Annotated in this window: 22 protein-coding genes and 2 pseudogenes; 16 read left to right on the top strand and 8 right to left on the bottom strand. The window is 39.8% G+C overall.

Annotation, left to right across the window (positions count from 1 at the left end):
• Positions 1–148: 148 nt before the first annotated feature.
• From AX663_RS09400 to AX663_RS09390, 3 genes are read right to left on the bottom strand one after another with little or no spacing between them, the layout of a single operon-like run.
• Complete coding sequence (locus AX663_RS09400) at positions 149–481, bottom strand: hypothetical protein (protein ID WP_060973321.1); 333 nt, start codon at positions 479–481, stop codon at positions 149–151.
• 35 nt (positions 482–516) lie between these two features.
• Positions 517–987 (bottom strand): HXXEE domain-containing protein, encoded by a 471-nt coding sequence (locus AX663_RS09395; protein ID WP_037599926.1) that lies wholly within the window; start codon positions 985–987, stop codon positions 517–519.
• A 15-nt stretch (positions 988–1,002) separates the two neighbouring features.
• Entirely contained in the window at positions 1,003–1,542 is a 540-nt protein-coding gene (locus tag AX663_RS09390; protein WP_224111184.1) for a TetR/AcrR family transcriptional regulator, read from the bottom strand.
• A 133-nt stretch (positions 1,543–1,675) separates the two neighbouring features.
• On the opposite strand from AX663_RS09390, the gene AX663_RS09385 reads away from it, so the two are divergent.
• From AX663_RS09385 to AX663_RS09320, 15 genes and pseudogenes are all read left to right on the top strand, one after another.
• Entirely contained in the window at positions 1,676–2,572 is an 897-nt protein-coding gene (locus AX663_RS09385) for a cation diffusion facilitator family transporter (protein ID WP_060973320.1), read from the top strand.
• Positions 2,573–2,683: 111 nt separating this feature from the next.
• A complete protein-coding gene (gene hemH, locus AX663_RS09380) occupies positions 2,684–3,778 on the top strand; it encodes a ferrochelatase (protein ID WP_060973319.1) in 1,095 nt (364 codons plus the stop codon).
• 96 nt (positions 3,779–3,874) lie between these two features.
• A complete protein-coding gene (locus AX663_RS09375) occupies positions 3,875–4,912 on the top strand; it encodes a zinc-binding dehydrogenase (protein ID WP_060973318.1) in 1,038 nt (345 codons plus the stop codon).
• Between the two features lie 6 nt (positions 4,913–4,918).
• Positions 4,919–5,212, top strand: a pseudogene (locus AX663_RS10495) (IS30 family transposase); the annotation flags it as partial.
• 164 nt (positions 5,213–5,376) lie between these two features.
• The gene (locus tag AX663_RS09370; protein WP_060973317.1) at positions 5,377–5,772 is read left to right on the top strand and encodes a CopY/TcrY family copper transport repressor; all 396 of its coding nucleotides are present in this window, start codon (positions 5,377–5,379) and stop codon (positions 5,770–5,772) included.
• 18 nt (positions 5,773–5,790) lie between these two features.
• Complete coding sequence (locus AX663_RS09365) at positions 5,791–6,162, top strand: cupredoxin domain-containing protein (RefSeq protein WP_060973316.1); 372 nt, start codon at positions 5,791–5,793, stop codon at positions 6,160–6,162.
• A gap of 10 nt (positions 6,163–6,172) precedes the next feature.
• The gene (locus tag AX663_RS09360) at positions 6,173–8,395 is read left to right on the top strand and encodes a heavy metal translocating P-type ATPase (protein ID WP_060973315.1); all 2,223 of its coding nucleotides are present in this window, start codon (positions 6,173–6,175) and stop codon (positions 8,393–8,395) included.
• A gap of 408 nt (positions 8,396–8,803) precedes the next feature.
• Positions 8,804–9,391: pseudogene (locus tag AX663_RS09355) on the top strand (pyruvate oxidase); the annotation flags it as partial.
• Between the two features lie 96 nt (positions 9,392–9,487).
• Positions 9,488–10,348 carry an alpha/beta hydrolase gene (locus AX663_RS09350; protein ID WP_060973313.1) on the top strand — a complete coding sequence of 287 codons (861 nt, stop codon included), beginning with the start codon at positions 9,488–9,490 and terminating at the stop codon, positions 10,346–10,348.
• Between the two features lie 255 nt (positions 10,349–10,603).
• Complete coding sequence (locus tag AX663_RS10980) at positions 10,604–11,386, top strand: hypothetical protein (protein ID WP_142236526.1); 783 nt, start codon at positions 10,604–10,606, stop codon at positions 11,384–11,386.
• Between the two features lie 90 nt (positions 11,387–11,476).
• Positions 11,477–12,268 carry a hypothetical protein gene (locus tag AX663_RS10975; protein WP_231724231.1) on the top strand — a complete coding sequence of 264 codons (792 nt, stop codon included), beginning with the start codon at positions 11,477–11,479 and terminating at the stop codon, positions 12,266–12,268.
• A gap of 277 nt (positions 12,269–12,545) precedes the next feature.
• Positions 12,546–13,262 (top strand): ABC transporter ATP-binding protein, encoded by a 717-nt coding sequence (locus tag AX663_RS09335; RefSeq protein WP_060973312.1) that lies wholly within the window; start codon positions 12,546–12,548, stop codon positions 13,260–13,262.
• Position 13,263: 1 nt separating this feature from the next.
• Positions 13,264–14,346, top strand: coding sequence for an ABC transporter permease (locus AX663_RS09330; RefSeq protein WP_060973311.1), 1,083 nt, complete (start codon positions 13,264–13,266; stop codon positions 14,344–14,346).
• Between the two features lie 23 nt (positions 14,347–14,369).
• Positions 14,370–14,993, top strand: a complete 624-nt coding sequence (locus AX663_RS09325; protein ID WP_037599905.1) for a TetR/AcrR family transcriptional regulator — start codon at positions 14,370–14,372, stop codon at positions 14,991–14,993.
• A 201-nt stretch (positions 14,994–15,194) separates the two neighbouring features.
• A complete protein-coding gene (locus tag AX663_RS09320) occupies positions 15,195–15,959 on the top strand; it encodes a nucleoside phosphorylase (RefSeq protein ID WP_060973310.1) in 765 nt (254 codons plus the stop codon).
• A gap of 60 nt (positions 15,960–16,019) precedes the next feature.
• Here AX663_RS09320 and AX663_RS09315 read toward each other — a convergent pair whose 3' ends face one another.
• The gene (locus AX663_RS09315; RefSeq protein WP_037599901.1) at positions 16,020–16,655 is read right to left on the bottom strand and encodes an HAD hydrolase-like protein; all 636 of its coding nucleotides are present in this window, start codon (positions 16,653–16,655) and stop codon (positions 16,020–16,022) included.
• A 72-nt stretch (positions 16,656–16,727) separates the two neighbouring features.
• Positions 16,728–19,442, bottom strand: coding sequence for a DEAD/DEAH box helicase family protein (locus tag AX663_RS09310; RefSeq protein ID WP_060973309.1), 2,715 nt, complete (start codon positions 19,440–19,442; stop codon positions 16,728–16,730).
• Positions 19,443–20,151: 709 nt separating this feature from the next.
• Between AX663_RS09310 and AX663_RS09305 the strand changes: the two genes are divergently transcribed.
• Complete coding sequence (locus AX663_RS09305) at positions 20,152–21,120, top strand: ABC transporter substrate-binding protein (protein WP_060973308.1); 969 nt, start codon at positions 20,152–20,154, stop codon at positions 21,118–21,120.
• Between the two features lie 44 nt (positions 21,121–21,164).
• Here the strand turns inward: AX663_RS09305 and AX663_RS09300 are convergent, their stop codons facing one another.
• From AX663_RS09300 to AX663_RS09290, 3 genes are all read right to left on the bottom strand, one after another.
• Entirely contained in the window at positions 21,165–22,505 is a 1,341-nt protein-coding gene (locus AX663_RS09300) for an MATE family efflux transporter (RefSeq protein WP_014634518.1), read from the bottom strand.
• Positions 22,506–22,555: 50 nt separating this feature from the next.
• Positions 22,556–24,088, bottom strand: coding sequence for a glycosyltransferase family 39 protein (locus AX663_RS09295; RefSeq protein WP_231724230.1), 1,533 nt, complete (start codon positions 24,086–24,088; stop codon positions 22,556–22,558).
• Positions 24,089–24,274: 186 nt separating this feature from the next.
• Positions 24,275–25,933, bottom strand: coding sequence for an Rqc2 family fibronectin-binding protein (locus AX663_RS09290; RefSeq protein ID WP_060973306.1), 1,659 nt, complete (start codon positions 25,931–25,933; stop codon positions 24,275–24,277).
• Between the last annotated feature and the right edge of the window lie 231 nt (positions 25,934–26,164).

The following is a 26,164-nucleotide window of genomic DNA, read 5'->3' as shown; positions in this document are numbered from 1 at the left end:
ATTCGATTTCGTCGTCCCACCTCCGCACAGTTGAGTAGGGCTGTAAAAGCTGATGTAATCAGCGTAGTAGAGCCCACTCAACCACTGCGTCTTGCTCGACAATACAAAAACAAATAAGAGGCTAGGACTTTTGTCCCAGCCTCTTTTCTTATATGAGGGCTAACAAAATGGTAAGAATCAGAGCGATGCCAATCCGAATGACATGGTGGGCTGGATTGAAGTTTTCTTTGTGCTTGCCATTCCAATAGGCTCCGTAGCAAATTACCCCACAACCAATCATCCAAAGAGATAGTGCGACAATCGAGAAAAAGAAGTAGAGGAAGAGAGACAAAGTCGCAAGGCTACTTCCGATGAGGAGAAATTGATTTCCTAGAGTGTGATTTCCTTTTTTAACTTCAGAAAGGGAGGCCAACAAATGAAGCAGGACAAAAGCAAGCGCTAAGAAGACTGTGATGATGCTAAAGATTAGATAAAGTGACATAGATGTTTCCTTTCTAAGATATGATTGTCTGAGTGCTATTTTTTATGACTGATTTTATGAAGAATCATAAATGATACTAGAAGATTTAAAACGATAACCAGTAAAGTCAAAAAAGAGAAACCATAGAGTTTGACTGAAATTTCAATTTTGAGAAATGCGATGGAGAACAAGCTCGTTAAACTGCCCGTTAACAAACCAGGAACATATTTTCGAAGGACAATTGTCTGAATCAGATGTCCGAAAATATGGTAGATATAAGCAATTACAATGGTTGCGTAAATAGTATAGTTGCTAAACTGATAGCTAAGAAAAAGTGATAGAAGCAGGATCAGAAACTGCTCCAAGACAATGGCATTGAAAGTAAAAGGAGTGTAATAAGAAAGGAATCGAATATCTGGAAACTGTGCTGATAGTTTTTTGACAAAGGAGGGCATCCATATGATTTCCTCAAGTTCGTGAAGCATGAATAAGGCTGGAAAGAGAAAATAAAATTGAGTGAGGGTCATTAAAAAAACTTCTTTCTAGTTTGAACCAACTTTCAGTATCTCCAAATAAAACTGGACAGCTTCCTGCTCGCTATAGGACTTGCCTTTTTTCAACCACCAGCTGAGGGTTTCAATGAAATGGCTGACGACCAGATGCTTGAGATAGGAGTGAGGGATGGTTGGGTGCGATTGAATCAGCTCCTCGGCAACCATTGGATAGACATCATGTTCTAGCTCTTTTCGCAGTTGCCGGATAAAATAATCATTTTTGGAGAGTAAGAGACTGGTTACATGGTCTTGATTTTTCTTAAAATGTTGAAAGATATGTGCTAGGTAGTCTTGTGGAGAGAGGTGTTGAGCACGCTCAAACAAATGGTGAAAGAGTTTTTGGCAGAGCTCATCCAGTAGTAACTCTTTGCTCTCATAATGGCTGTAAAAGGTCGAACGTCCTACATCAGCCAAGTCAATAATCTCCTGAACGGTGATGGTCTCATAATCTTTTTGGTTAAGTAAGCGCAAGAAAGCTTGATAGATGGCTTTTCTAGTCTTGGTAATGCGACGATCTTGTGCAGTCATATGGACACTATGAACAAACTGTTCAGTAACGTACACAGCGAACGGTTTGCCCCTATCCTTTCTGTTGATAGTATTGGATAATAGATAATGAACATGATGTTCATGAATCTATTATAACAAAGGAAGAAATATAATGAAGACAAAATATGCGGTTTGGTTGGCTTTTTTATTAAATCTAAGCTTTGCCATTGTTGAATTTATTGCGGGTGGAATTTTTGGTTCTAGTGCAGTTCTCGCTGATTCGGTCCATGACTTTGGAGATGCAATCGCCATTGGCATCTCAGCTTTTCTAGAGAGCATTTCCAATCGGAAAGAAGACAGCCATTACACCTTGGGCTACAAGCGTTTTAGCCTTTTAGGTGCCATGGTGACCGCTGTGATTCTGATGACAGGGTCTGGTATGGTGATTTTAGAAAATGTAAGCAAGCTTTTCCACCCACAGCCCATCAATGACGAAGGGCTTCTTTGGTTGGGAATTATTGCTATCAGTGTCAATGTGCTGGCGAGTCTGGTCATTCGCAAGGGGCAAACCAAGAATGAATCCATTCTCAGCCTGCACTTTTTGGAAGACACCTTGGGTTGGTTGGCCGTCATCTTGATGGCCATTGTTCTCCGATTTACTGACTGGTATATCCTGGATCCGCTCCTATCCCTTGCCATTTCCTTCTTTATTCTATCAAAAGCCATTCCACGTTTTTGGAGCACGCTCAAGATTTTCCTGGATGCTGTACCAGAAGGGGTGAACATCCAGAAGATAAAGACGGATTTGGCTGAATTGGACAATGTCGCTAGTATCAATCAGCTCAATCTCTGGACCATGGACGGCTTAGAGAAGAATGCTATTGTCCATGTTTGTCTGGAGCATGTCAAGCATATGGAGGTCTGTAAAGAGTCTATCCGCACCTTGGTTAAAGACTGTGGCTTTCAAAATGTCACCATCGAAGTGGATGAAGACCTAGCAACTCACCGCGCCCACAAGCGAAATATCGAAGAGCTGGAAGCAGAAAGTGAGCAGCAAAACCATCATTAAGGTTTGTTTTTAAACTCTTAAAGTCTACCTTTAAGAGTTATTTTGATACTAAGTTCCCTAAAGTAAGCCTTTTCATGCTAAAATAGAATAAACGTGAAACAAGGAGTATTTATGAGTAAGAGAGCTGTGTTGATGATGACCTTTGGGTCACCAGAAGAGATTACCTATGAAGGAGTAGCGGAATTTTTCACGAATATCCGACGTGGTGTTCGTCCTGAACCACATGAAATTCAGACTTTATATGACAATTACGTACGAATTGGCGGAACTCCACTCCAAAGGATAACTAGAGAAGAAGTGGATCTGGTTGCTTCTGCTCTTGGAGAACACGCATCAGTATACTTTGCTAATAAATTTTCCCGCCCTTTTATCACTGATGTAATCAAAGAGATGGAGAATGATGGAATTGAAGAATGTTTGTGCTTGATTTTAGAGCCTCATTATTCTTACTATTCTGTCATGGGATATGAGAAATTTTTAGAAAGTGAGCAGATTAGGTTCCAAATTATCAAGGATTGGTACCAAGAACCTTCACTTCTTCACTACTGGGCTGATGAGATTCGAAATATTTTAGATCAAATTAGAGATGACAGCTATAAGGTGATTTTTTCAGCTCATAGTGTCCCAGTTTTGGCCCTTGATTTTGGCGATCCTTATATCGATCAGATTTATGATAATACTCGCTTGATTGTGGAAATTTTAGGACTTGAAGAAGACCAGTATACCAATACATGGCAGAGTGAAAGTGATATTGGTATTCCTTGGATTAAACCTGATGTCTTAGAATACCTTCATGATGAGAAGGAACACCCTGACCACTACATTTTTGTCCCGATAGCTTTTATTAGTGAGCATATTGAGGTTCTTTTTGATAATGATGTGGAGTGTAAGGAGCTTTGTCATGAGCTTGGTGTGACCTATCACCGTCCTCCTATGCCAAATAGCGATTCTCGTTTGATTAAAGCCCTTCTTTCAACCATTCAGTCTCATATAGACGGTGACTATCGTTACTATCATCCTCAACTAGAGACTTTTGATGAGTTGGAAGCTCCTTCAAACACAGGACAGATTTTAGAAGAGGAAGAAGATATTCAGATGCCTGATTTCGTCAAAAAATTGATTGCTAAAAAAGGTCGAGAGAATGTCAAGATGCCATATCTAGTTAAGAAAATGCTTGAAAAGAAGTATGGAAAAAAATATGATTAAGTAACTAAATATGATCCGTAATAGGGAGTGTTTGATGTGAGTGATTTCTTGTTAAAAAGTATATACTATCAGTAACGAAAGAATAGAGGTTATTAAATGAAATCAGCAGTTTATACCAAAGCTGGGCAGGTCGGCATTGAGGAAATCAAACGTCCAAGCATTCAAGAGGCAGATGATGCCATTATCAAGATAGTACGTACTTGCGTTTGTGGATCGGACCTTTGGAGTTACCGTAATCCGGAAATGGAAGAAGGACATAGAAATAGCGGTCATGAGGCTATCGGAATTGTCGAAGAAGTTGGCGAGGAAGTTACTACAGTAAAACCAGGTGACTTTGTCATTGCCCCTTTCACACATGGTTGTGGACAGTGTGATGCCTGTCGTGCTGGTTTTGATGGCTCTTGTGACAACCACCCAGGTAATAACTGGTCTGGGGGCGTGCAGGCTGAGTATATCCGTTTCCACTTTGCCAACTGGGCCCTTGTCAAAATTCCTGGGCAAGTTTCTGATTATAGTGAAGGCATGCTCAAGTCATTTTTGACACTGGCTGATGTCATGCCGACGGGTTACCATGCAGCGCGTGTGGCTAATGTGCAAAAAGGTGATAAGGTGGTCGTTATCGGAGATGGGGCTGTTGGTCAATGTGCTGTCATCGCAGCTAAGATGCGTGGTGCTTCACAAATTGTCCTTATGAGTCGTCATGAAGATCGTCAAAAAATGGCTTTGGAGTCAGGAGCGACAGCAGTTGTTGCTGAACGTGGCGAAAAAGGAATTGCCAAAGTTCGTGAAATCCTCGGGGGAGGAGCAGATGCAGCTCTCGAATGTGTCGGTACAGAAGCAGCGGTAGATCAAGCTCTTGGCGTGCTTCATAATGGTGGTCGCATGGGATTTGTTGGTGTTCCACACTATGAAAATCGTGCCATTGGATCAACCTTTGGACAAAATACAACGATTGGTGGCGGACCAGCCTCTGTCACAACCTATGATAAACAAGTTTTGTTAAAAGCTGTTCTTGATGGCGACATCAATCCAGGCCGAGTCTTTACGACAAGTTATAAATTGGAAGATATTAATCAAGCCTATAAAGATATGGATGAACGCAAGTCTATTAAGGCTATGATTGTGATAGAGTAACGAATTAAGTCGATCACTTTTGATTGCGGAAAAGAATTTTCTAATTGGAAATCTATTTCGAATGCACATGACATTGATATTTTCTTTGCGGATACAGGATGTCCTGAGCAACGAGGTCTCAATGAACATTCTAATGGCTTATTAAGACGAAATGGACTACCTAAACAAATGGATTTTACGAATATTTCTCAAAATTATTTATCACCTCCAGCTGATAAAAGAAATAGACTTCCTAGGAAGTCTTTGAATTATCAAACACCATACCAAGTTTTTCTGAGTTACATGAAAAATCTAACTTAATTTGACAATTTAGGGAGATAAAAATAGGGAGTGGAAAAAGCCCAACCAGACAAATCTTCAAAGAAAGATTTGTTTTTTTTTAAAACTTTTGGTTGACAAATGTAAACCTTAGGAGTAGAATAACATTGTAAGGTTTACAAATGTAGATTTAAAAAGGAGAGGTCATGCAAATTTCCAATGCGGAATGGCGCATCATGAAGATTATCTGGATGGAAGGCAAGCAGACCAGCACGGATTTGATCGCCGTCTTGTCCGAGCCCTTTGACTGGTCGAAGTCGACCATCAAGACCCTCTTGCTCCGCTTGGTGGAAAAGGGGTGCTTGACTAGAGAAAAAACAGGCAAAGCCTTTGTTTACTCGGCATTGTTGACGCAGGACCAGAGTTTAGACTTGGTGGTTGAGGAGGTGAAAGACAAGGTTTGCTCAAAAAGAATTGTACAGGTGCTTGAAAACTTGATTCAGGCGAGTGACTTTACGCTTGCAGATCTTAATCAGCTGCAGCAGGTCCTGGAAGAAAAGAAAGCAGAGGCTGTCGAAACAGTCCCTTGCAATTGTATGTAATAGAAAGAAGGTAATTCCATGTTTGGATTGGTGATTAGTATTGTTTGTTTACTTGTGGTTGCTTTTATTGCTTGGTGGTTCTTTGCAGAGCATGAAAAGGTAAGCGGCCACGCTCGTCAGAAATCAGGTTATCAAGAAATTGAAGTCGAAGTCATGGGGGGCTATTCGCCTGAAACCATTGTCCTGAAAAAGAATGTTCCAGCCCGGATCATCTTTAATCGCAAGGATCCATCTTCATGTCTGGCTCAAGTGATCTTTCCAGATTTTGGCGTTCATGAAGATTTGCCTTTAGGTGAAAAACATGTCATTGAAATTACGCCAGAAAAAGCGGGCGAATATGGGTATTCATGTGGAATGAACATGATGCATGGTCAAATGATTGTGGAATAAAGGAGTAGGTATGGTAGAAAAACAAAAAGCAGTTGTGGAAAACGGAGTGCAAAAGATCCGTATTACAGCAGAAAAGGGCTATAGTCCCAAAGAATTTCAACTTCAAAAAGGGATCCCTGCTGAAATCACCTTCCATCGGGTCAATCCTTCCGGCTGTTACAAGGAAATTTTGTTTGAAGATCAGGGAATTTTAGAGCCTTTGGAAGTCGGTGTGGATAAGGTGATATCCTTTACCCCGACAGAAACAGGGGACTTTGAGTTTTCATGTGGAATGAAGATGCAAAAGGGTTCCTACACGGTTGTGGAAAAACGCCGTCGTGTCTTAAGTTTACGGGGTCGCTTTTGGATTACTAGTATCTTTACCCTTCCTTTATTGATCTTGATGATCGGGATGTGGGCAGGATTTGTATCCCATCCAGTCAGTCGCTGGGGAACTTTTCTAGCGACAACGCCGATCATGTTGGTAGCAGGAGTACCTTTTATCAAGAGTGCCTGGGCCTCATTTAAGAAGCACCATTCCAATATGGATACCTTGGTAGCTCTTGGAACCCTGGTAGCCTATGTCTATAGTGTATTTGCCCTTTTTACTGGTCAGCCAGTATACTTTGAGGCTGCGGGTTTTATCATCTTCTTTATCCTCTTAGGGCAAATCTTTGAAGAACGGATGCGTAACAATGCCTCCGAGGCTGTGGAAAAGTTGTTGGATTTGCAGGCAAAAACGGCTCAAGTTCTCCGTGATGGGAACTATGTCGAGGTGGCGGCAGAAGATATCCAAATTGATGACTTGATTCGGGTCCGTCCTGGGGAAAAGATTGCGGTTGATGGGACGATTGTAGAAGGAAGTACGACCATTGATGAGTCGATGGTGACAGGTGAAAGCTTGCCTGTAGAAAAATCAGTTGGTGATGCAGTTATCGGCTCCACTATCAACAGCAATGGGACCATTCTCTTTAAGGCTGAAAAAGTCGGTAGTGAGACCCTCTTATCTCAAATTGTGGACTTTGTCAAAATGGCCCAATCCAGTCGTGCTCCCATTCAAGATTTGACGGATAAGATTTCAGGTATCTTTGTTCCAGTGGTGACGATTTTGGCCATTGCGACTTTCTGGGTTTGGTCCGTGCTTCTGGGCGCGTCGCTTCAAGAGGCCATGCTCTATGCAGTCTCTGTCCTCATTATTGCCTGTCCTTGTGCCCTTGGTTTAGCAACCCCAACAGCCCTGATGGTCGGAACCGGCCGTAGTGCCAAGATGGGGGTTCTGATTAAAAATGGAACAGTTCTTCAAGAAGTGCAAAAGATTCAAACCGTTGTGTTTGATAAGACAGGGACTATTACTATTGGTCAACCACTTGTAACCGATGTTGTAGGAGATGAAGCGCGTGTCTTGACACTGGCTGCTAGTCTTGAAACTTTTTCAGAACATCCACTAGCCCAAGCGGTGTTATCCCAAGCAGAAGAAAAAGGTTTGGTGTTATCCCCTGTGGAAAACTTCCAAGCGATTGAAGGAAAAGGGGTCCAAGGTCAGATCGACCAGCAGTTGGTGACCTTGGGAAATGGTAAACTTCATGACGGGACAGCGATGGATCCGGAGCTTGAAAAACGGATGGTAGAGTTGCAAGAGCAGGCCAAAACAGTGATCAATTTGGCTGTGGATGGGCAAGTGATTGGCTTGATTGCCATTCAAGATGCTCCGAAGGCCAGCTCAAAAGAAGCGATCAAAAAGCTCAAAGAACGGGGCTTGAAAACGGTCATGTTAACGGGGGATAATGAACGGGTGGCCCAAGCTATTGCTAAGCAAGTGGGAATTGACACCGTCATTGCTGATGTCCTTCCTCAAGAAAAAGCTAGCGCCATCCAAAAACTGCAAGAAGCTAGCAAGGTCGCGTTTGTTGGAGATGGGATCAATGATGCTCCAGCTCTCTCGATCGCAGATGTGGGGATCGCTATGGGATCTGGAACGGATATTGCGATCGAGTCCGGTGGAATCGTGCTCACGCAAAATGATTTGCTTGGCGTTGTGCGCGCCTTTGACATGAGTCAAAAGACCTTCCGTAGGATCTTACTCAATCTCTTCTGGGCCTCTATCTACAATATCCTTGGGCTTCCAATTGCTGCAGGAGTGTTTGTAGGACTGGGATTGACCCTCAATCCAGAACTAGCAGGTCTTGCCATGGCCCTTAGTTCTTTGTCTGTTTTGACTAGCTCTCTGCTTCTCAATGTTGCGAAAATTGATTAAATGAAACAAAAAGAGAGTGGGACAGAAATCGGTAATTCGTTAGAATTCGATTTTGTCGTCTCACCTCCGCACAGTTGAGTAGGGCTGTAAAAGCTAATGAAATTAGCGTAGTAGAGCCTACTCAACCACTGCGTCTTGCTCGACAATCCAAAAACAATTAAGAGGCTAGGACTTTTGTCCCAGCCTCTTTTTGTTCGATTTCCTACAGCTACAAGCCTTAGAGGTGCTTGCAAATTATAATAAAATATCCTATTATAAGATAGTTTGTGAGAATTTCTCAAATTCAGCATCTGTTATGTAATAGGGATTGAGCATCTCTGAGCAGATTCTTATACATGTGACTCTCTTTGTGATAAATTAGTACTTTAATCGTTTTCATGAGAATAGTCAGAATAAATTTATTTTCAAGACGAGCTTAACATTGATGATTTCCAAGAGCTCAACCGAAACCCAATGTACAACGGTATCGCTGTTTACAACAAACGTGTCGATTACACAGAACAATTGCCAAAAGTGATTAACGAAGCTTGCCGTGCTGCTGTTTCTAAAAAAGATCCAGCTGTCGTTGAAATTCCAGTAAATTTCGGTTTCCAAGAAATCGACGAAAACTCATACTACGGATCAGGTTCTTACGAACGTCGCTTCGTCGCTCCTGCTTTGAACAAAGTGGAAATCAACAAAGCTGTTGAAATCTTGAACAATGCGGAACGCCCAGTGATCTATGCTGGTTTCGGTGGAGTTGGTGCTGGTGATATCATCACTGAATTGTCACGCATGATTAAAGCGCCAATCATCACAACTGGTAAAAACTTTGAAGTTTTCGAATGGAACTACGAAGGGTTGACAGGTTCTGCATACCGTGTTGGTTGGAAACCAGCCAACGAAGTGGTCTTTGAAGCAGACACAGTTCTCTTCCTTGGTTCAAACTTCCCATTTGCAGAACTTTACGATAAGTTGGATGTGATTCCATTTAAAGAGATGAATCGTTTCATCAAAGAAAATATGTAAGATGAACTAGCTCAAAATTAGTATTGCTAGTAAAAGAGTTTAGGAACATCTTGCTCTTTTATAAAGCAAATCGGAAAGGTAATTATGAAGAAAAAAGCTCTTATTTTCAGTCTTTTAGCAACGCTTGGTCTTGTTTGTGTAGGTGGTTGTTATTTTATTTCCCAAAACCAAACGCAGGCCGTAAAAGCAGAAGCAAGAAAAACATTTATTCAATCAAGCCGTCCGACCATTTTTTTCCATGGTTGGGGCTCAAGCAGTCGTGCGGAAAGACATATGGCCAATGCAGCAATAGACGCTGGTGTGACTAAAACTATCATTGATGCCAAGGTGGATAAGGATGGGCAAGTTACTCTGGACGGCTCTATTCCCAAAGATGCCATCAATCCAATTGTCCTAGTCAATTTTGACAAGAATCGAGGTGCTAGCACTCAGGACCAGGGAGACTATGCCCACGCTGTCGTCAAAGCTCTCCAAGATAACTACGGAATTACTGAGATGAATATGGTTGGTCACTCATACGGCAATATGGCCATCGTCTACTATATGCTCCAACACGGCAGTGATAAGACTCTACCTAAGCTGGTCAAACAAGTGGATATCGCTGGTCACTTTAACGGGATCATCGGCATGAATGAACCGGAAAATAACTCTCTAGATGGCGAAGGAAAACCAACTAGCATGACCGAGTCATATGAGGAGCTCTTGTCTCTTGGAGACAACTATCCTCAAGGACAAGTTGAAGTCCTCAACATCTATGGCAATACAGGTAAAGAGAGTGATGAGCGCGTGACCAATCTATCCAGTCAATCCCTAGCCTATCTGCTTAAAGGTCATGTCAAATCCTACCAAGAAAAGGAAATCACAGGTCCTAACGGCCAACACAGTAAACTCCATGAAACAGCTTTGGTTGATAAGCCTTTGATTGCTTTCTTGTGGGGGAAATGAGTTGATAAGAATACAAAAGATTCTAGTAGAAGCTGTCTACTAGATTTTTTTAATACAATGATTGGGTTGGCAAAGAAGAGAAGTAAAAGAACGAATCCAATTTTATCTGACATTTCATGTAAAGAATGTTAAAATAAAGATAAGATAATGTAATCGTTTACATTAATTGAGTAATGTTATACATATATTCAGAAAATGGATTTTAACAGTCGCTTGTTTTTCTTTTGTTTACTCTAGTTTATAGGGGGTAGTGCTATGAAAAAGAAAATCAATCATTGTTTACTTTTGTTTCTCATAATATTTACAGCCTTGTTTTTGATGGGGTTCAGAAAGATGAAGTCTAGTGATTATAACAAGGTCAGAGGGGTTATTGTCGAGAACTGTAATAAAGTAGGTCTGCATGGTAAGGTTACTATTACTAAATTGTATTGGACAGCCTTAGAAATACCAACTTACCACGTGACTTATACCTATTCTGAGAAAACTTACGATGACCAGAAAGTAGTTTTAGAGCAGAATACGGCTATTTATGAAGACAGGTCAAGTGACTCTTATGGCAATGTTCCAGAATATAAGGAATCGTTTTTGAAGCAGAAATCTGTCCAAAAGGTTGAAAAGAAAATTGAAAAACAATTGAAGAAACAAAAACTCGGTCTTCCTATTAGTTCATTTAGTTTTCTATCTAACTTCAGTCATGATGAAAAGGAGAAAAATCTGGATACCTTAGCCTCAGACAATCTCAAAGAAGGTAAGAAGGATTTTGCAGGTTACTATCAAATTCCATACCAAACCTTGATTGATCAAGAGTTGATTGAGATGGTCATTTATATCGATGATGATGCATCAGTTAAATCACAAGATATGAAAGAAGCTGCTAAAAAGTTGGATGCCAGGGACCTTCCAAATGGTGAATATAGTTTTTATCAATCTAATTTTGAAGATGGACCAAATAATTCAGTCGATTACAATTTTAAAGTTAAAGACGGGAAAGTCGTTTTTTATGAAGATGAGAATCTAGTACTAGAAGATGAAGATTAAAGATGAAAGGTCGAAAAAATAACTAGGTTGAGGAATGATAAGTCTTAATTATTATTCTATCCCTAGTTATACACTATAGGAGGTAGAGCTATGAAAAAGAAAATCTATCGCATTCTATTCTTGATTCCCTTGCTGCTATCAGTTTTGGTTTTGAGCGGTTGCAAGGTGATGATGCCTAATGATTACATAAAAATTAAGCGAATCATCATCGAAGATTGTAACAAAGTGGGTCTTCATGGCAAAGTTACCATCACTGACTTACATTGGACTCCACTAGAAAGTCCAACTTACTACGTATCTTATACCTATTCTGAGAACACCTACGATGGGCAAACAATAAAATTGGAAGAGAATAATAGGGCTATTCCTGAAAATAGGTCATCTGATTCTCATGACAGTATTCAATTTTTACACTATAAGGAAGTATTTTTGGAACAGAAATCTGTCAAAAAAGTTGAGAATAAAATTGATAAACAATTGAAGAAACAAAATCTCGGTCTTCCTATTAGGTTTTTTAGTTTTCTATCTTATTTCAGTCATGATGAAAAGGAAAAAATATTGGATACTATTGCCTCCGAAAATCTTAAGGAAGGTAAGAAGGACTTTGCTGGTTATTATCAAATTCCATACCAAACCTTGATTGATCAAGAGTTGGTTTATATGACTATTTTTATTGATGATAATGCATCAGTCAAAGAACAAGATATGAAAGATGCGGCTAAAAAGTTAGATGCTAGTGATCTCCCGAATGGTAAATATAATTTCTTTTATTCCAATACCAAGGATGAGAATCAAGATTCAATCAGTTATTCTTTTAAAGTAAAAGATGGGAAAGTCGTTTTTTATGAAGACGAGAATCAAGTAATAGAAGATGAAGATTAAAGATGAGGAGATGAAGAAAAGTTATAAATTCTATTTATTTGTTATTTTTAAGAATCCTCCTACTCATGATCCTTTTAAAAAGTGGATAGGAGAGATTATTTCAGAGTATCGTGAATAGATTCTTAACATCAGAAGTTTTTGTCATAAACATTGGATGCTATCATCCAGTGTTTTTATTTAAAAAAAAATTCAATATATCGCTTGACAAGTGAGTGTTCACTCACTATAATGTCGTTTGTAATCAAAAGTGAGTAAACACTCACTAAGGAGGATGCATATGAAAACATTGCTACATTTACAAGATTTACAAAAATCTTTTGGTAAACAACTGGTGTTAAACCACGTTGGTTTTGAATTACAGTCTGGGGAAATCATTGGTCTAATCGGTCCCTCAGGTGCTGGTAAATCAACCATGATTAAAACCATGTTAGGAATGGAAAAGCCAGATAGCGGTATTGCTTTAGTCTTAGAAAATACCATGCCCAATCGTCATATTCTAGGAGATATTGGCTACATGGCTCAGTCAGATGCCTTATATGATGCCTTATCAGGTCAGGAAAATTTGCAATTTTTCGGTAAGCTCAAAGGACTTTCTAAGAAAGACTTGTCATCTGAAATTGCCCATGTAGCTCAAGTGGTAGATTTGACAGATCACTTAAACAAGGCTGTATCTGGTTATTCAGGAGGGATGAAAAGACGTTTGTCACTAGCCATAGCACTTTTAGGAAATCCTCAACTCTTGATATTGGACGAACCGACAGTTGGGATTGACCCTTCTCTTCGAAAGAAAATTTGGAAAGAGTTGATGGCGCTCAGAGACAATGGTGTAGGAATCTTGGTTACAACCCATGTCATGGATGAAGCAGAGCTGACAGATAAGGTCGGACTACTATTAGGTGGAAAAATCATTGCCTTTGATACACCATCCAAGCTAAAAGAATCTTATGGTGTTTCAAGTATTGAAGAAGTCTTTTTGAAAGCAGAAGGAGAATGAAATGAGAACAATTGCCATTGCAAAAAAAGTCATCAAAGAATTGCTACGTGACAAACGGACACTGGCCCTAATGTTTGTGGCACCAGTCTTTATTATGTGGCTGATGAACCTCATGTTTTCGGCTAGTACAACGGTGACTGTTAAGCTAGCGACACAAGATGTGCCAAGTAGTTTGGTAAGTAAGATGGACGACTTAGAACATGTCAGTGTCAAATCCTACAAAGACTTGGATAAAGCCAAAGAGGCTTTAAACGATGAAAAAGTAGATGCAGTTATCTCTTATAAGGATGGGGAATATCATGTAGCCTATGCTAATACAGATGCCTCTAAAACTTCGGTGACCCGACAAGTATTACGCACCAGTATTGCCAGTGAAGACACCAATCAATTATTAGCCCGTGTGAAGCAATCCCTTCCACAATTACAACTAAAGGTAAATTCTCCTGAAATTAAGGAATCTTATGAATATGGTAACGAGGACACCGGCTTCTTTGCTAAAATGATTCCTGTTTTGCTTGGGTTCGTCGTTTTCTTCTTTGTTTTTTTGATTTCAGGGATGGCACTCTTGAAAGAACGTACTAGCGGAACCCTAGATCGTTTGTTGGCAACCCCAGTCAAACGTTCGGAAATCGTTTACGGCTATATGTTGTCTTACGGCCTTATTGCCATACTGCAGACAGGAGTAGTCGTTCTAGCAGCCATCTGGTTGTTGAACATTGAAGTTGTCGGAAGCCTGTTAAATGTTATAATAGTTAATGTGGTACTGGCTCTGGTGGCACTAGCCTTCGGAATTCTCTTGTCTACCTTGGCAAAATCAGAATTCCAGATGATGCAATTTATTCCTCTTGTGATTATGCCGCAACTCTTTTTCTCAGGAATCATTCCACTTGATTCAATGGGAGACTGGGCAAAAACGCTAGGGAAATTCTTGCCTTTGACCTACTCAGGTGATGCGATGAGTCAGATTATTCTTTACGGACGTGGACTTGGAGATATTTTACCAAATATTGGTGTTCTACTAGTCTACCTTGTCGCTTTGACAGTTCTCAATATTGTCGGCTTGCGTCGTTACCGTAAAGTATAAAATATAAATATACGAGGATGAAAATGAGTGAGAGTGTTTTTGAGTCGTTTGAAGCTTATCTAAAGGGTGCAGACTATCCCAAGGGAAAGAAAAAAATCATGCAGGCGGCGGTCGATTTGATTTCTACTAAGAGTTACAATGGGACCTCCACCTTACAAATTGCCAAACATGCGGGACTTAGCCAAGCAACGCTCTTCAAATATTTCAAGACTAAAGAAGATTTATTAACGGCTATTTTGCACCCTGTTGTTCCAGGACTTTTCGGTCGTTTTTTTGAAGAACTTTTAGCCTTAGAAACGACTGAAGAAAAGGTGCATTATCTGGTCCAAAATCGTATGGCCTATCTCAAAACGAATCGTGCTTTGATGAAAATTATTCTTCAGGAAATTTTTTCAAATAAGAAACTGAGAAAAGAACAACTTTATATTTGGAATACTCTTCAGGATAAATTATTAGTACTCCATAAGGAATTGATAGCAGATTCACGAGTGAATCCTGAAATCACAGTTCCTCAAATGGTTCGTATTTGTATAGGTCCCTTATTGGCCTACTTTGCCCAACTCTATATCGTTAGCGACAATAGTGACATAAGAGAAGAAGACTTAAATTTGTTGGAAAAACAGATTTTAGGTGGTTTGTGGAAATAAACGCCGACTGGAATGATATTTCTTAAAATAAAACACAAAAAGGACATATTTCTGACTAAAGCAGATTTATGTCCTTTCTTTTCAGTTATGTACATTGTTTAATTGGTTTTTCTTTGTGATTCTTGGGAAGTAGTTCCTATGAAATCATATTACAGTGGTTATTTTTTGATATAATAATTCTTAAAACTTAGGAGGCAACAGATGATACACAAACATGAAATTCCAATTTTAGAGTTTGATGATAGTCCTCAGACTGTGATTATGCCGACACATGAGGACTTAGATTTGGACTTGCCGGCTAGGTGTATTTACGCCTTTTTAGAAGAAGAAATCGAACGCTATGCGGACTCTGTTGGAGCGGAAAAAGTTGGCGAATTTGTTTCTGCCACCAAAACCTATCCTGTTTATGTCATGACTTACAACGGGAAGGATATTTGCTTGGCTCAAGCTCCAGTTGGCTCAGCTGCAGCTGCACAATTTATGGAATGGCTAATTGGTTATGGTGTAAAGCAAATCATTTCAACTGGAACTTGTGGCGTTTTGGTAAACATGAAGGAAAATGTTTTTTTGATTCCTACTAGAGCGTTGAGGGATGAAGGAGCGAGTTACCACTATGTAGCTCCATTCCGCTATATAGACATGAATAAACAAGCTCTGGAAGCTATTGAGAAAACTTTAAAACAAAAGAAAATCCCCTATGAAGAGGTCATGACCTGGTCGACAGATGGTTTTTATAGTGAAACGCCAGATAAGGTTTCCTATCGCATTGAAGAGGGCTGTAGTGTTGTAGAGATGGAATGTTCTGCACTTGCAGCAGTTGCTCAACTTCGAGGAGCTATTTGGGGATTACTACTCTTTACGGCAGATTCCCTTGCAGATATTGGCAATTACGATCAAAGAGCTTGGGGATCAGAGGCTTTTGATAAGGCTTTGGAGCTTTGTCTGGATATCATTGTTCAGATGTAATCTAGATTCAATAGAAAAAAAGCATGATTGTCTAGTCATGCTCTTTTCATGTATCAATTATTATTTCAAAATATCCCAAAGTTCTTGGGGAGTCTCAGTTACAAAATCTGGATTTTCTGCTAATAGGGTTTCGTTAGCCCCGAATCCCCAGGTCACCGCTATTGTTTTGATGCCAACTGTTTTTCCACCAATCAAATCAAACTTGGTATCACCAACAATGACGGACTGGTCTTTAGGGGCTTGATTTTCAGTAATGGCACGCTGCAAGACATCAGCCTTATGAAAAGCAGCAGGGGTAGATCCATAAATACCTTCAAAATATTCAGTAATCCCAAGGTGTTGGCACATTTCTAGGGCAATGGGTTCATTTTTTGAAGTTGTGATAAAGATTTTCTTGTTAGTGTCTTTACTAAGTTGTTCAAGAACTTCCTTAATGCCATCATAGAGGTGAGCTTCCAATTGTCCTTTGGTTTCATAATAGTCACGATAGATCTTGACAGCTTTGGCAGCACCTTCTTCACTAACCTCTTCTTTAAAGGTTACCTCGAGAGGTGGTCCCATAAAGGTACGAATTTTCTGATCACTAGGAACAGGAAGGCCTAGTCTTTCAAAAGTTTGAACAAAACCATTGTGGATGCCCTCGGAACTATCAACGAGGGTACCATCTAGGTCGAAAAAAATATGTGTGAGTGTCATAGAATTCTCCAATATATTCGCTTTGGTTTATTATATCATGATAAAAACGGTTAAAGTGGTTAGGGCTATTTATCATTCTAAAGTTGACATGACTTTTTTATGTGTAACTGTTCGTTCTTGCTTATTTCCAAGTGCCTTGATGCGGGCTTCTAGGAGAATAGGACGTCCTTGAGCACTTCGCGTATAAATAAGATCATATTTTCCTAGGCTTTTTTGTATATGTCGGAGGAAAGACTCTGCATCTGCCTTTCGCTTTTCAAATATACTTGGAACGGCAAAAAATTCGGTTTGGTCCTTCACTTTGTGACAAGCCTTTAAAATATAGCGTTGATTTTCGATAGGAGCGAAAAATTCAGTCATAGTCTGAGCAAAGATTTCTTTTTCCCTCATGCTAGTACCCTTGAGATAGATGGCGTTATAAATCGCTTGTTTACTGTCTTTTACCACTCTAGGAGCAGATTCTTTAGTCTCAATCTGACCTGAATCCAGCAGGGCTTGATGGATAGCTTTGCCAAAAATTTCCAAACGTTTATAGGGGCTCTTATAGATAAAATATCTTCCCCAAAAGATAGCTAGTACAAGTAGCACAAGTAAGAATATAGGTAAGCTTTGATCAAAAGGCTTCCCAACAATCAGATATCTTCCCAAATCAATAATAAAAAAAGTGGCAGCAAGGGCTTGGGAAATAAGAAAGGCCTTCATCCAATCATTAAGGTATACCAACGGTAGAAATTGTTTGTCGACCTCAACTTGGTTGACCACTTCCATTTCTTCGTATAGCGGGAGGGCTTGTTGCCAACGGTCTTTAAGCTCCTGACGTTTTTGAGATAGTGTAATGGCATTTTGATTAAGTTTTTCTAGACCCTTTCGGCTAAAAGTTATTTGATTGAGGTCAAGGCGATCAATACCAGATTCGATAGTAGGCTCTTGATAATCGAGGCCCAGAAACTGTGTCATACGCCGATCTAACAAATCTAAGTCAGGACTAAGTGCATACAACTGCAGCTCTAATGTCTCATCATATTTTTCTTCCTCATCTTGAAAATCAAACCATCTCCTAGGTGATAAATTAATAGAGACCAAATGCCAGATATTACTCGTTTTATTAGGATTGTCTGGCCAGACACGGATGGCACGGCCTCGCATCTGATTACTTAGCATGAAGCTTCCAACAAAACTAGCTAAAATAAGGGAGTTAACACAAGGGGCATCCCAACCTTCGCCCAATAAAGACTTGGTCCCAATAATCACCTGAATAAGCCCTTCTTGGAAAAGCTGAGTAAGGGCAGTCACTAGATCATGGTGAGAACCAGAAACTCTCACCTTAAGATAGTCTTCTTGGCTCAATTGTCCAATAACATCATAGGATAAACGAGAATTAGGAATGAGTCGCTCTAGATGTTCTTTAGCTGAAGTTGGAATAATCACTAAACTTCCTGTCAATACAGCCACAGGTACTGTCCAAGACTGTTCAATCATTTCTCTACGAATAGATTCAAAGTAAGATAACACACCTAGTTGGGTAAATTGTGCACTGTTATCGCCTAGATAAATTTGAAAATCCTTACGTATAAAGTCTGTCAAAACAAGTTGACGGAGATTATTTCCTAGAGACTGGTATTCTGCCTTAAAAATATCTCTAACAGCATTGAGTTTTCCCAATGATTGATTAAGCAGGACATCTTGCTTCTTATTCCGGATAAGTTTAACTTGATTTCTCTCGATAAGACCATTTGCTTTCAAATCACTTTTTAGCTGATTAAAGGCTTCCTCGGTAAATCCATACCAATTTGGGACCTGAAAAATCACGCCATTAAGCAAGGTTTCAAACCACTCAAGAGTAAAAGTTGGCAAGGTTTTTGCAGAGAGAAGTTCTTGAAAACGTTGAGGAAAAGGCAATTCTTTAGACCGTAAGAAAATCAGGGTAGCGGAAAGGTATTTAGGATTAGCCAATAGGTCATCATAGCCAATTTGGCTACTTAGTGCTGGACTAGACTGAATAGTGTTCGAAAAGTTTATATCTCTAGACAATTTAGTTAGAAAGTTAAGTTTCTGCTTATCAAACTGGTCCAATTGTGCACGTTCTTCCTTTGTTGGAAAGGCGAAGTAGACATAGTCCTGGTGAGGACAGAGCGTCCCTTCCTTAACCAGTTCAGGCACTGTAATTTCTTCATCAATCTCACCACACATGCTAATATAACGTTCCCAAAGTGCAGGTTCTCCCTCGTATGGGGGTGTTGCTGTCAAAGAGATCATCTTTATATTTGGAAAAGCTTTATGAAAACTCTCTAAACTCTTCCACCATTCATTTCTTAAATGATGGCATTCATCCAGACAAAGAGTCCCTAAATCTTGGTCCCCAAAAGTTTTTCGAATATCGAAACCTTGAAAATCGAAATGCTCTTGTTGTGACTCATCATCTGTGTCCTCAATAAGACTATCGCCCACGACTTGGTTCATAGCACTGTGCAGTGCCTGATAGGTCGCAACCGTAATCATTTTAGGCCTTTTTAAATCCTGTGAAATGAGTTGTTCTACTAGATTGTCATCACTTAAAAAAGCTTGTTTAATCCGATCTACCCATTGTTGACGGATGGTAACTGTCGGAACTAAAATTAAAGTTGGATTACCAAAACGCTGTATAAATTCAATTCCTAAGGTTGTTTTACCAGAACCAGGAGCAGCCACCAAGTGAATCTTTCCATCATCCATAAAGCTTTCGGCTTTATCGAGAACACGCCGTTGGTACTGTCGCCATTGTCCCTTAAATGAAAGCTGATTTAACATAATTTCCCTCCAATGTTACTAACTATTATATCATAGTGAAGATAGATAGAACTGGCCATATGGATAAGCATGAATAGTAATATTTTTATAATATACGTCTCAAATATACAGCCAAAAACACCCCAAAATTGAGCTTTTGGAGTGTAAATCACGGGGTGCAATAATTAAGTTTTTAACGTAAACGAAGAGTTAGTTACGGTTTGGTTTGATTGCCATGCTTAGGCCGAGTGAAAAGGTTGTCAATATTATTTAAGGCTTTTTCAAGTTATTTTTAAATGAGTTTTCAGTGTATTTTAATACATATCTCACCGAAAAAATACTAGTTAGGGACGTTTAAATTCGTAGCGCTAATCTAGTAAAATCCATTTCAGTCTGCAGAGCATCATTTGCCATTTACAGAACCCCAAAAACAATTGATAAAATAAGGCGTAACCTACAAAGAAGAAGGCATCAAAAAATAGATCTCTTACTTAAATATTTAAAATTCAAAGAGGATGATATAATCTGACATTTAATGGCGTACAAGATGTCCTCTGAAAAAGAAATTGCTGTTTTTTTACTCAAAGGTTATAGTTGATTTCCTTTAATAGATCTTAGAAATCAAAAACATTCAATTCCTTCCAAAAAATCTTAGTCATAGATTGACATTAAAGAAGTTTTAAGATAACTTTAAAGTAACGATTTTATCCGATCTTATCGAGGAGTTGCCATGAAAAAAATAAATCTTCTTTATTTATTAGCCATTCTGGCCATCATATCTGGTCTTTTACTATATTACTTGCCAGACATGACGTCTGGACATAATGCAGAGTCAAATAATACAAGTCAAACTTTTAAGGAGAAAACGATTGTTCATGATTTTGGTACGACAGAGTTGAAAAAAGTTCCTAAACGTATCGTTATCCTCGACAACCTCTATGGTGAAATCTTGAATCCTTTAGATATCACTCCTGTAGGTGCAACAACTGGTCAAGCTGATAGTCAAGAATTTTCAACCCTCTTTAAGAAAGAATACAAGGATGCAAAAGTGGTTTCAGTTGGTTGGCAGGGAAATCCAGATTTGGATAAGATTGCTGAGTTAAAACCTGATTTAATCCTTATGACCGGCGAGCAGGAAGACCTCTACGAGGAGCTGTCTGAAATTGCACCAACTGTTGGCTACCAGATCAACACTGATGAAAACTGGGACTATCACGAAACCTCATTAAAGGTAGCAGAAATCTTCGATAAACGTGATGAGATGAAGAAGGATCTGGATAGAGTGGATGCTAGGGAGGCTGTTTTCGCAGAGAATGTCAAAGCTAAGTTTGGCAATCAAAAACTCATGTATCTGCGCGTGACAGACAATGACATCCGTTATTACGCTTACGGGCATTTTGGTTATCTTTATGATACTTATCATTTCAATCGTGCTGAAACCTTCAATCCAGATGATATGTTCCAAGTTATCGATCCAGATAAACTAAAAGACATTAATCCGGACCTCCTAATTGTTCAAGCGGATTCTCAAGAACTCCTAGATAATAAACTTAAGAATACACCTGTATGGACTAGCCTTAAGGCTGTTCAAAATAACAAGGTCATCTATGCTGATTACTCAACTTACATGCTGGGCTTTGGGATTGTCTCCCAAGAAGCTATTATGAAACAGATTTCTGATGAATGGGGATTAAATTAAACTAAAAACGACCGTTATGGTCGTTTTTCTATGTTCAAAAAAGTTTAACTGACAAACAAGCGTTTAATATGTTTTCTTAAGGCAAAATAGAGCTGAATGGTCATTGGAATCCAAATCAAGGGCTCGCATAGGATAACGCCAAGGTAGCCCATAGAAGGAATGACCAAAAGAACAAAGAGAATTTTTCCGAAAAGTTCAATGAAACTAGAGGTTAAAGGTGTCAGTTTCTTACCTAGACCTTGTAGGCTATTTCTAAAGATGAAGAGCATTCCTAAAATAGGATAAAAGAGAGAACTGATACGAAGGTAGCGACTAGCATTATCAATAATCACAGCATTATCTGAACCGGAGATAAGACCAGCCAAGAAGGGGCTTGCTACATAGAGGAGGGCACAAGCAATGACAGACCAAGTTATAGAAACAAGACAAGATTGCTTTAACCCAGCTACTATGCGCTTAAACTGTTTGGCACCGAAGTTCTGAGAGGTGAAAGTAGTCACCCCGGCAGCAAGTGAAGTCAAAGGGAGAACAGCAAAGGACATAATCCGTCTTGCCGCCACTTGAGCACTAATGATGAGAGGACCAAAGCCGTTAATGGCATACTGTAAGGTCACAGTCCCAATAGAAACAATGGAGTTCATGAGTCCCATGGCCATTCCTTGTCCAAAAAGGTCCAAATAAAGACTTGAACCAAGAACAAAATCTGACTTGCTTGGTAGAAGGAAGGTCACTTTTTTCTTAATATAGTAAAGACAGAGAATTGCGGAAATCCCTTGAGAAATAATAGTTGCTAAACCTGCTGATTGAACACCAAGATGGAGTTGAGTAATAAAGAAAAGGTCTAAAACGATATTGACCAGAGCTGAAAATATCAGAAAATAAAGGGCTGTCAGACTATCACCAACCGCTCTGAGGAGACCTGCACACAGATTATAACCCAAAGTAACCCCAACACAGGAGACAATCATAGAAATATACTGGTAGGACTGCCCAATGATAGAAGCAGGTGTTCCTAAAAATCTTAGTAAAGGATAGAGTCCGAAATGTCCTAGAATCATAACCAAGGCACTTAGGCCCAGACCGATGACAACTGTGGCCGCCACAGACTGACGAAGTTTCCTATAGTCTTGCGCACCATAATAACGTGCGATAACAACCCCCATACCATTTCCAACACCTAAGGCAAAGCCGATAACCAAATCAAAAATAGCAGAAGAAGCTCCAACAGCAGCCAAAGCATCTGGCCCTAGAAAGCGTCCCACAATCATGACATCGGCTGTATTGTAGAGTTGCTGGAAAATGTTAGATATTAAAATAGGTAAAGCAAAGATTAAAAGAGACCGCAAAATAGGGCCTCGTAAAAGATCAACTGACGAATTTTTCATAGACTTATTATAGCAAGATTGTAATTGTGAAACAATGACAAAAAGCCATCTTAGGATGACTTTCGCCTATTTTTAAGATAGCGGCTAAGTATTTGTGTCATATGGTTGTAGCCCGCCGCAATCATTGGAATTTGTATGTAAATATAGGGTAGGGTGTACTGGCTCTTAGTCTCTGATATGAGGTGAAAGAGGATGCCACCAAGGAGATAGAGGAAGGCATAGAGGCCTAGTGTTGCTCCATCTCCCATTCGTTTATAAGTGAAAGCGTAGTAGAACACACCACCAAGATATAGGACTAGGAGATAGCCTTGCATATAGGTCACGAAAAAGAGATGTAGGGTCCCATCGTGATAGATAGAGGTCGCAAACCTATTCCACAAAGGCTGAAACTTGTCTTTACTTGGGCCATTCCAGATGGACTGGAAGCTTCCCTCTGTCCAAGAACTGATAAACTTGGTGCTGAAAAACCAACTGGCTTCATCGGGATGTGCTAAGAGATATTGAACACGCTTATCAAAAAGGTGATTGGCACTTTTCTCAATCTTTTCGATATTTCCCTTTTTCTTGGCGTATATGTCACGGACATAGCCGGTATACCATCCTGGCATTCGTTTAGAATCGGGTTTGTCCTGTAAGCCCATAGCCAACCAAGCAATCTGAGGTGTTCCAGGAATTTTTTGGTGGGTGGTAATCTCGTAGTAACTGGTCGTCGCCTTATGCAAACTCATAGGAAAGGCAAAGAAAGCTAAGACTAAAAGCAAATAGCGATACCGTTTTTCTCTAAGCGTTAAGAGTATTAGAATACCAGATAGAGCAATAATGAGAATGATGTTGTTGCTCCTTACCCAGTAGGCCAAAGATAGCATGACCACCGAAAGAATCGCATTCCTAGCCTTACCACGTCTTAAGTAACGTAGAAAGAAGAGAATAGCAAAACTAGAAAAGAACAACCCATACATAAGTCCATAGGCAAACATAATGTTAAAGACTAGAGGCAAGAAACCAAAGCTCATGATGACAGCCAAACGACTAACTAAAGGCCTCGAAAATAGTTCATCCGTGATTTTCCATGTAGCATAGTTCATACCAATGACCATGCCAAGATTCAATACATAGAAAACAGAGATAACTGGTAAAGGAATTAGATAGAGAACCAAGCGTTCAAAACTAAGCAAACCCAACTGATGCGGATAGCGGTAGAAGTAGGCTCCTGGTTTTATTAAGGAGAAGTTGCCAGCATTGAACTGGACTGCTCCTTTAAAGACAGTACCTGCATCGTCTCGACCAGCAAAACTGGTCAGAAAAATCAAAAGTAGGCCAAAACTCACAAAGCAAACGGAAAAAAAGACGAAAATCTGCTTTGTTGTCAGTTCCTTTAAGATTTTAGGCCAGAGAAGGGTCAAAAGCAGAATGGCCCCACCTGAAACATAAACGTACCAAGGAACGCTACTAATCTCTGCCCACTCAAAGTATCCCGTCATCATGGTCGTGCGAATGAACAAAGCAGTTACAAATAATAGTCCAAAGACTAAGAGCCCCACATAGCGCCCTAACCATTCTAAAACAGAACTCGTATATGACATAAGAGCCTTCATCCTGAAAGTCTCCTTTAATATAGGTAATTACCCTTATAGTTTAGCACAGTCGTCGGAAAAATGTAATGAAAACCAGAAGAAAATCTCATTCATCAACAAAAGAAATTGCTCTAATGAAGACATAGAAAAACTCTCTCGTTTCTATAACAAGAGAGTTTGATTTTGTAAAGCAGACTACTTCATCCGCATACTATCAATTTTTTCTTCAGTCGGTGTGACACGTAAGGTCTTTTGTCCCGTATAAGTTACAAATCCAGGCTTACCTGCCGTTGGTTTGTTGAGTTTCTTCACATCAATCATATCCACTTGAACCAAGTTTGACAGACGAGCCTTAGAATAGTAGGCAGCCAATTCAGCCGCATCGGTCTTGACCTCGTCAGTTGGGTTAAGATTGTCCTTGATAACTACGTGACTACCCGGGATATCCTTGGCGTGGAACCAGAGCTCCCCTTTTTTAGCCATCTTGAAGGTCAACTCCTCATTTTGCAGGTTATTACGACCAACCATGATAATTGTCTTGCCATCAGAAGCCAGATATTGTTCAGGTTTCTTACGTTTGTGACGTTTATCGGTTGAACGACGCTTCATAAACCCAGCCTGAACAAGCTCCTCACGAATATCTTCGATTTCATCCATATTGGCTTGAGAAAGACTGAATTCAACACTTTCTAAATAATCAATGGTCTGTTTGGTTTCCTCAATCAATCCAGTCAAGTGCTTAACAGCTTCCTTGAGTTTCTGGTATTTCTTGAAGTAACGTTGTGCATTTTGGTTAGGAGTCAGAGCCACATTTAGGGGAATTGTAATCTTTTCACCAGTGTAGTAGTTGTCTAGCTCGACACTATCCTTGTCATTTGGCACCATGCTGAGGTAGGTGGTCAACAGTTCTCCTCTTTGACGGAACTCCTCAGCATTTTCAGTCGCCGCAAGCTCTTTTTCCTGTTTAACAAGTTTCTTCTTGTTTTTTTCCAGCTCATTTTGCACACGGTGGATCAAATCACTAGCCTGTTGAGCCACACGGTCACGCGCCGCCTTGTCCAAATAGTAGTAGTCCAATAGCGCTGACAAGGTTTCGAACTCAGGTTGGTCCTGGCTATCAGCAAATTTTACAGCTGAAAATGCCTTAGCCGTTAAGTTTGGCTCTACTTCACGATTGAAGAAGGCACGGAAATTCTTGAGCTTATCAGTCTCAAGTAAAGCTGATAATTCATTGGCCGTGTCGCGCCCCAAACCTTGGAAAAGTTTTTGAAGGTTTCTAGCTGACAAATCCTCGGTTTGTAGGATTTCAAAGAGCTTTTCGTCTGCAATGTCAAATGGATTCTTGGCGTCTGTCTTAGGTGGAGCGATATAGGTAGAACCAGGCAGAATAGTACGGTAACTATTTTGTGAGAAACCAACATGCTTGATAGACTCGATGATTTTGCTCTCGTTTTTGTCAATCAGGATAATATTGGAGTGTTTCCCCATAATTTCCATGATAAGAGTAACCTTGACGCTGTCACCGATTTCGTTTTTGTTTGACACGGAAATCTCAAGAACACGGTCATTTTCTACCTGCTGGATATCCTCGATAACCGCTCCCTGAAGGTATTTCCGCATAATCATGGTATAGGTATTTGGATTCTGTGGATTTGGCAAGTCAGCCTTGGTCGTCTGAATACGCCCAAAGACAGGGTGAGCCGAAAGCAGAAGCTTGTAATTCTGACGATTGTTACGAATGGTCAGGACCAACTCACGTTCAAAAGGCTGATTAACTTTCTGGATACGCCCGTAAAGCACCTGCTCACGTAGCTCAGTGGTCATATGATGAAGAAAAAAGCCGTCAAAAGACATGGTGTACTTCCTTTCTATATTTTGTTAATAATCGTTTTTTTAGTTGTGATAAAGCATAAAACGCTTAACCATTATAGCATAAAGCCTGTAGAAATGCTTGGGGCGGGTCGAGAATCTAGACTTATTATTTTAATGTCGTATAAATTATCATGAAAAATTGTATGACATAAGTAGCTAAAAATCATATTAAAATTCTTCATACATTCTTTTGAATTTACATCTAACTTGTGG

Origin of the sequence: Streptococcus sp. CCH8-H5, assembly GCF_001556505.1 — a bacterium.
In the GTDB taxonomy this organism is placed as follows: Bacteria; Bacillota; Bacilli; order Lactobacillales; family Streptococcaceae; genus Streptococcus.
This window is presented reverse-complemented; position numbering and strand designations above follow the sequence as displayed.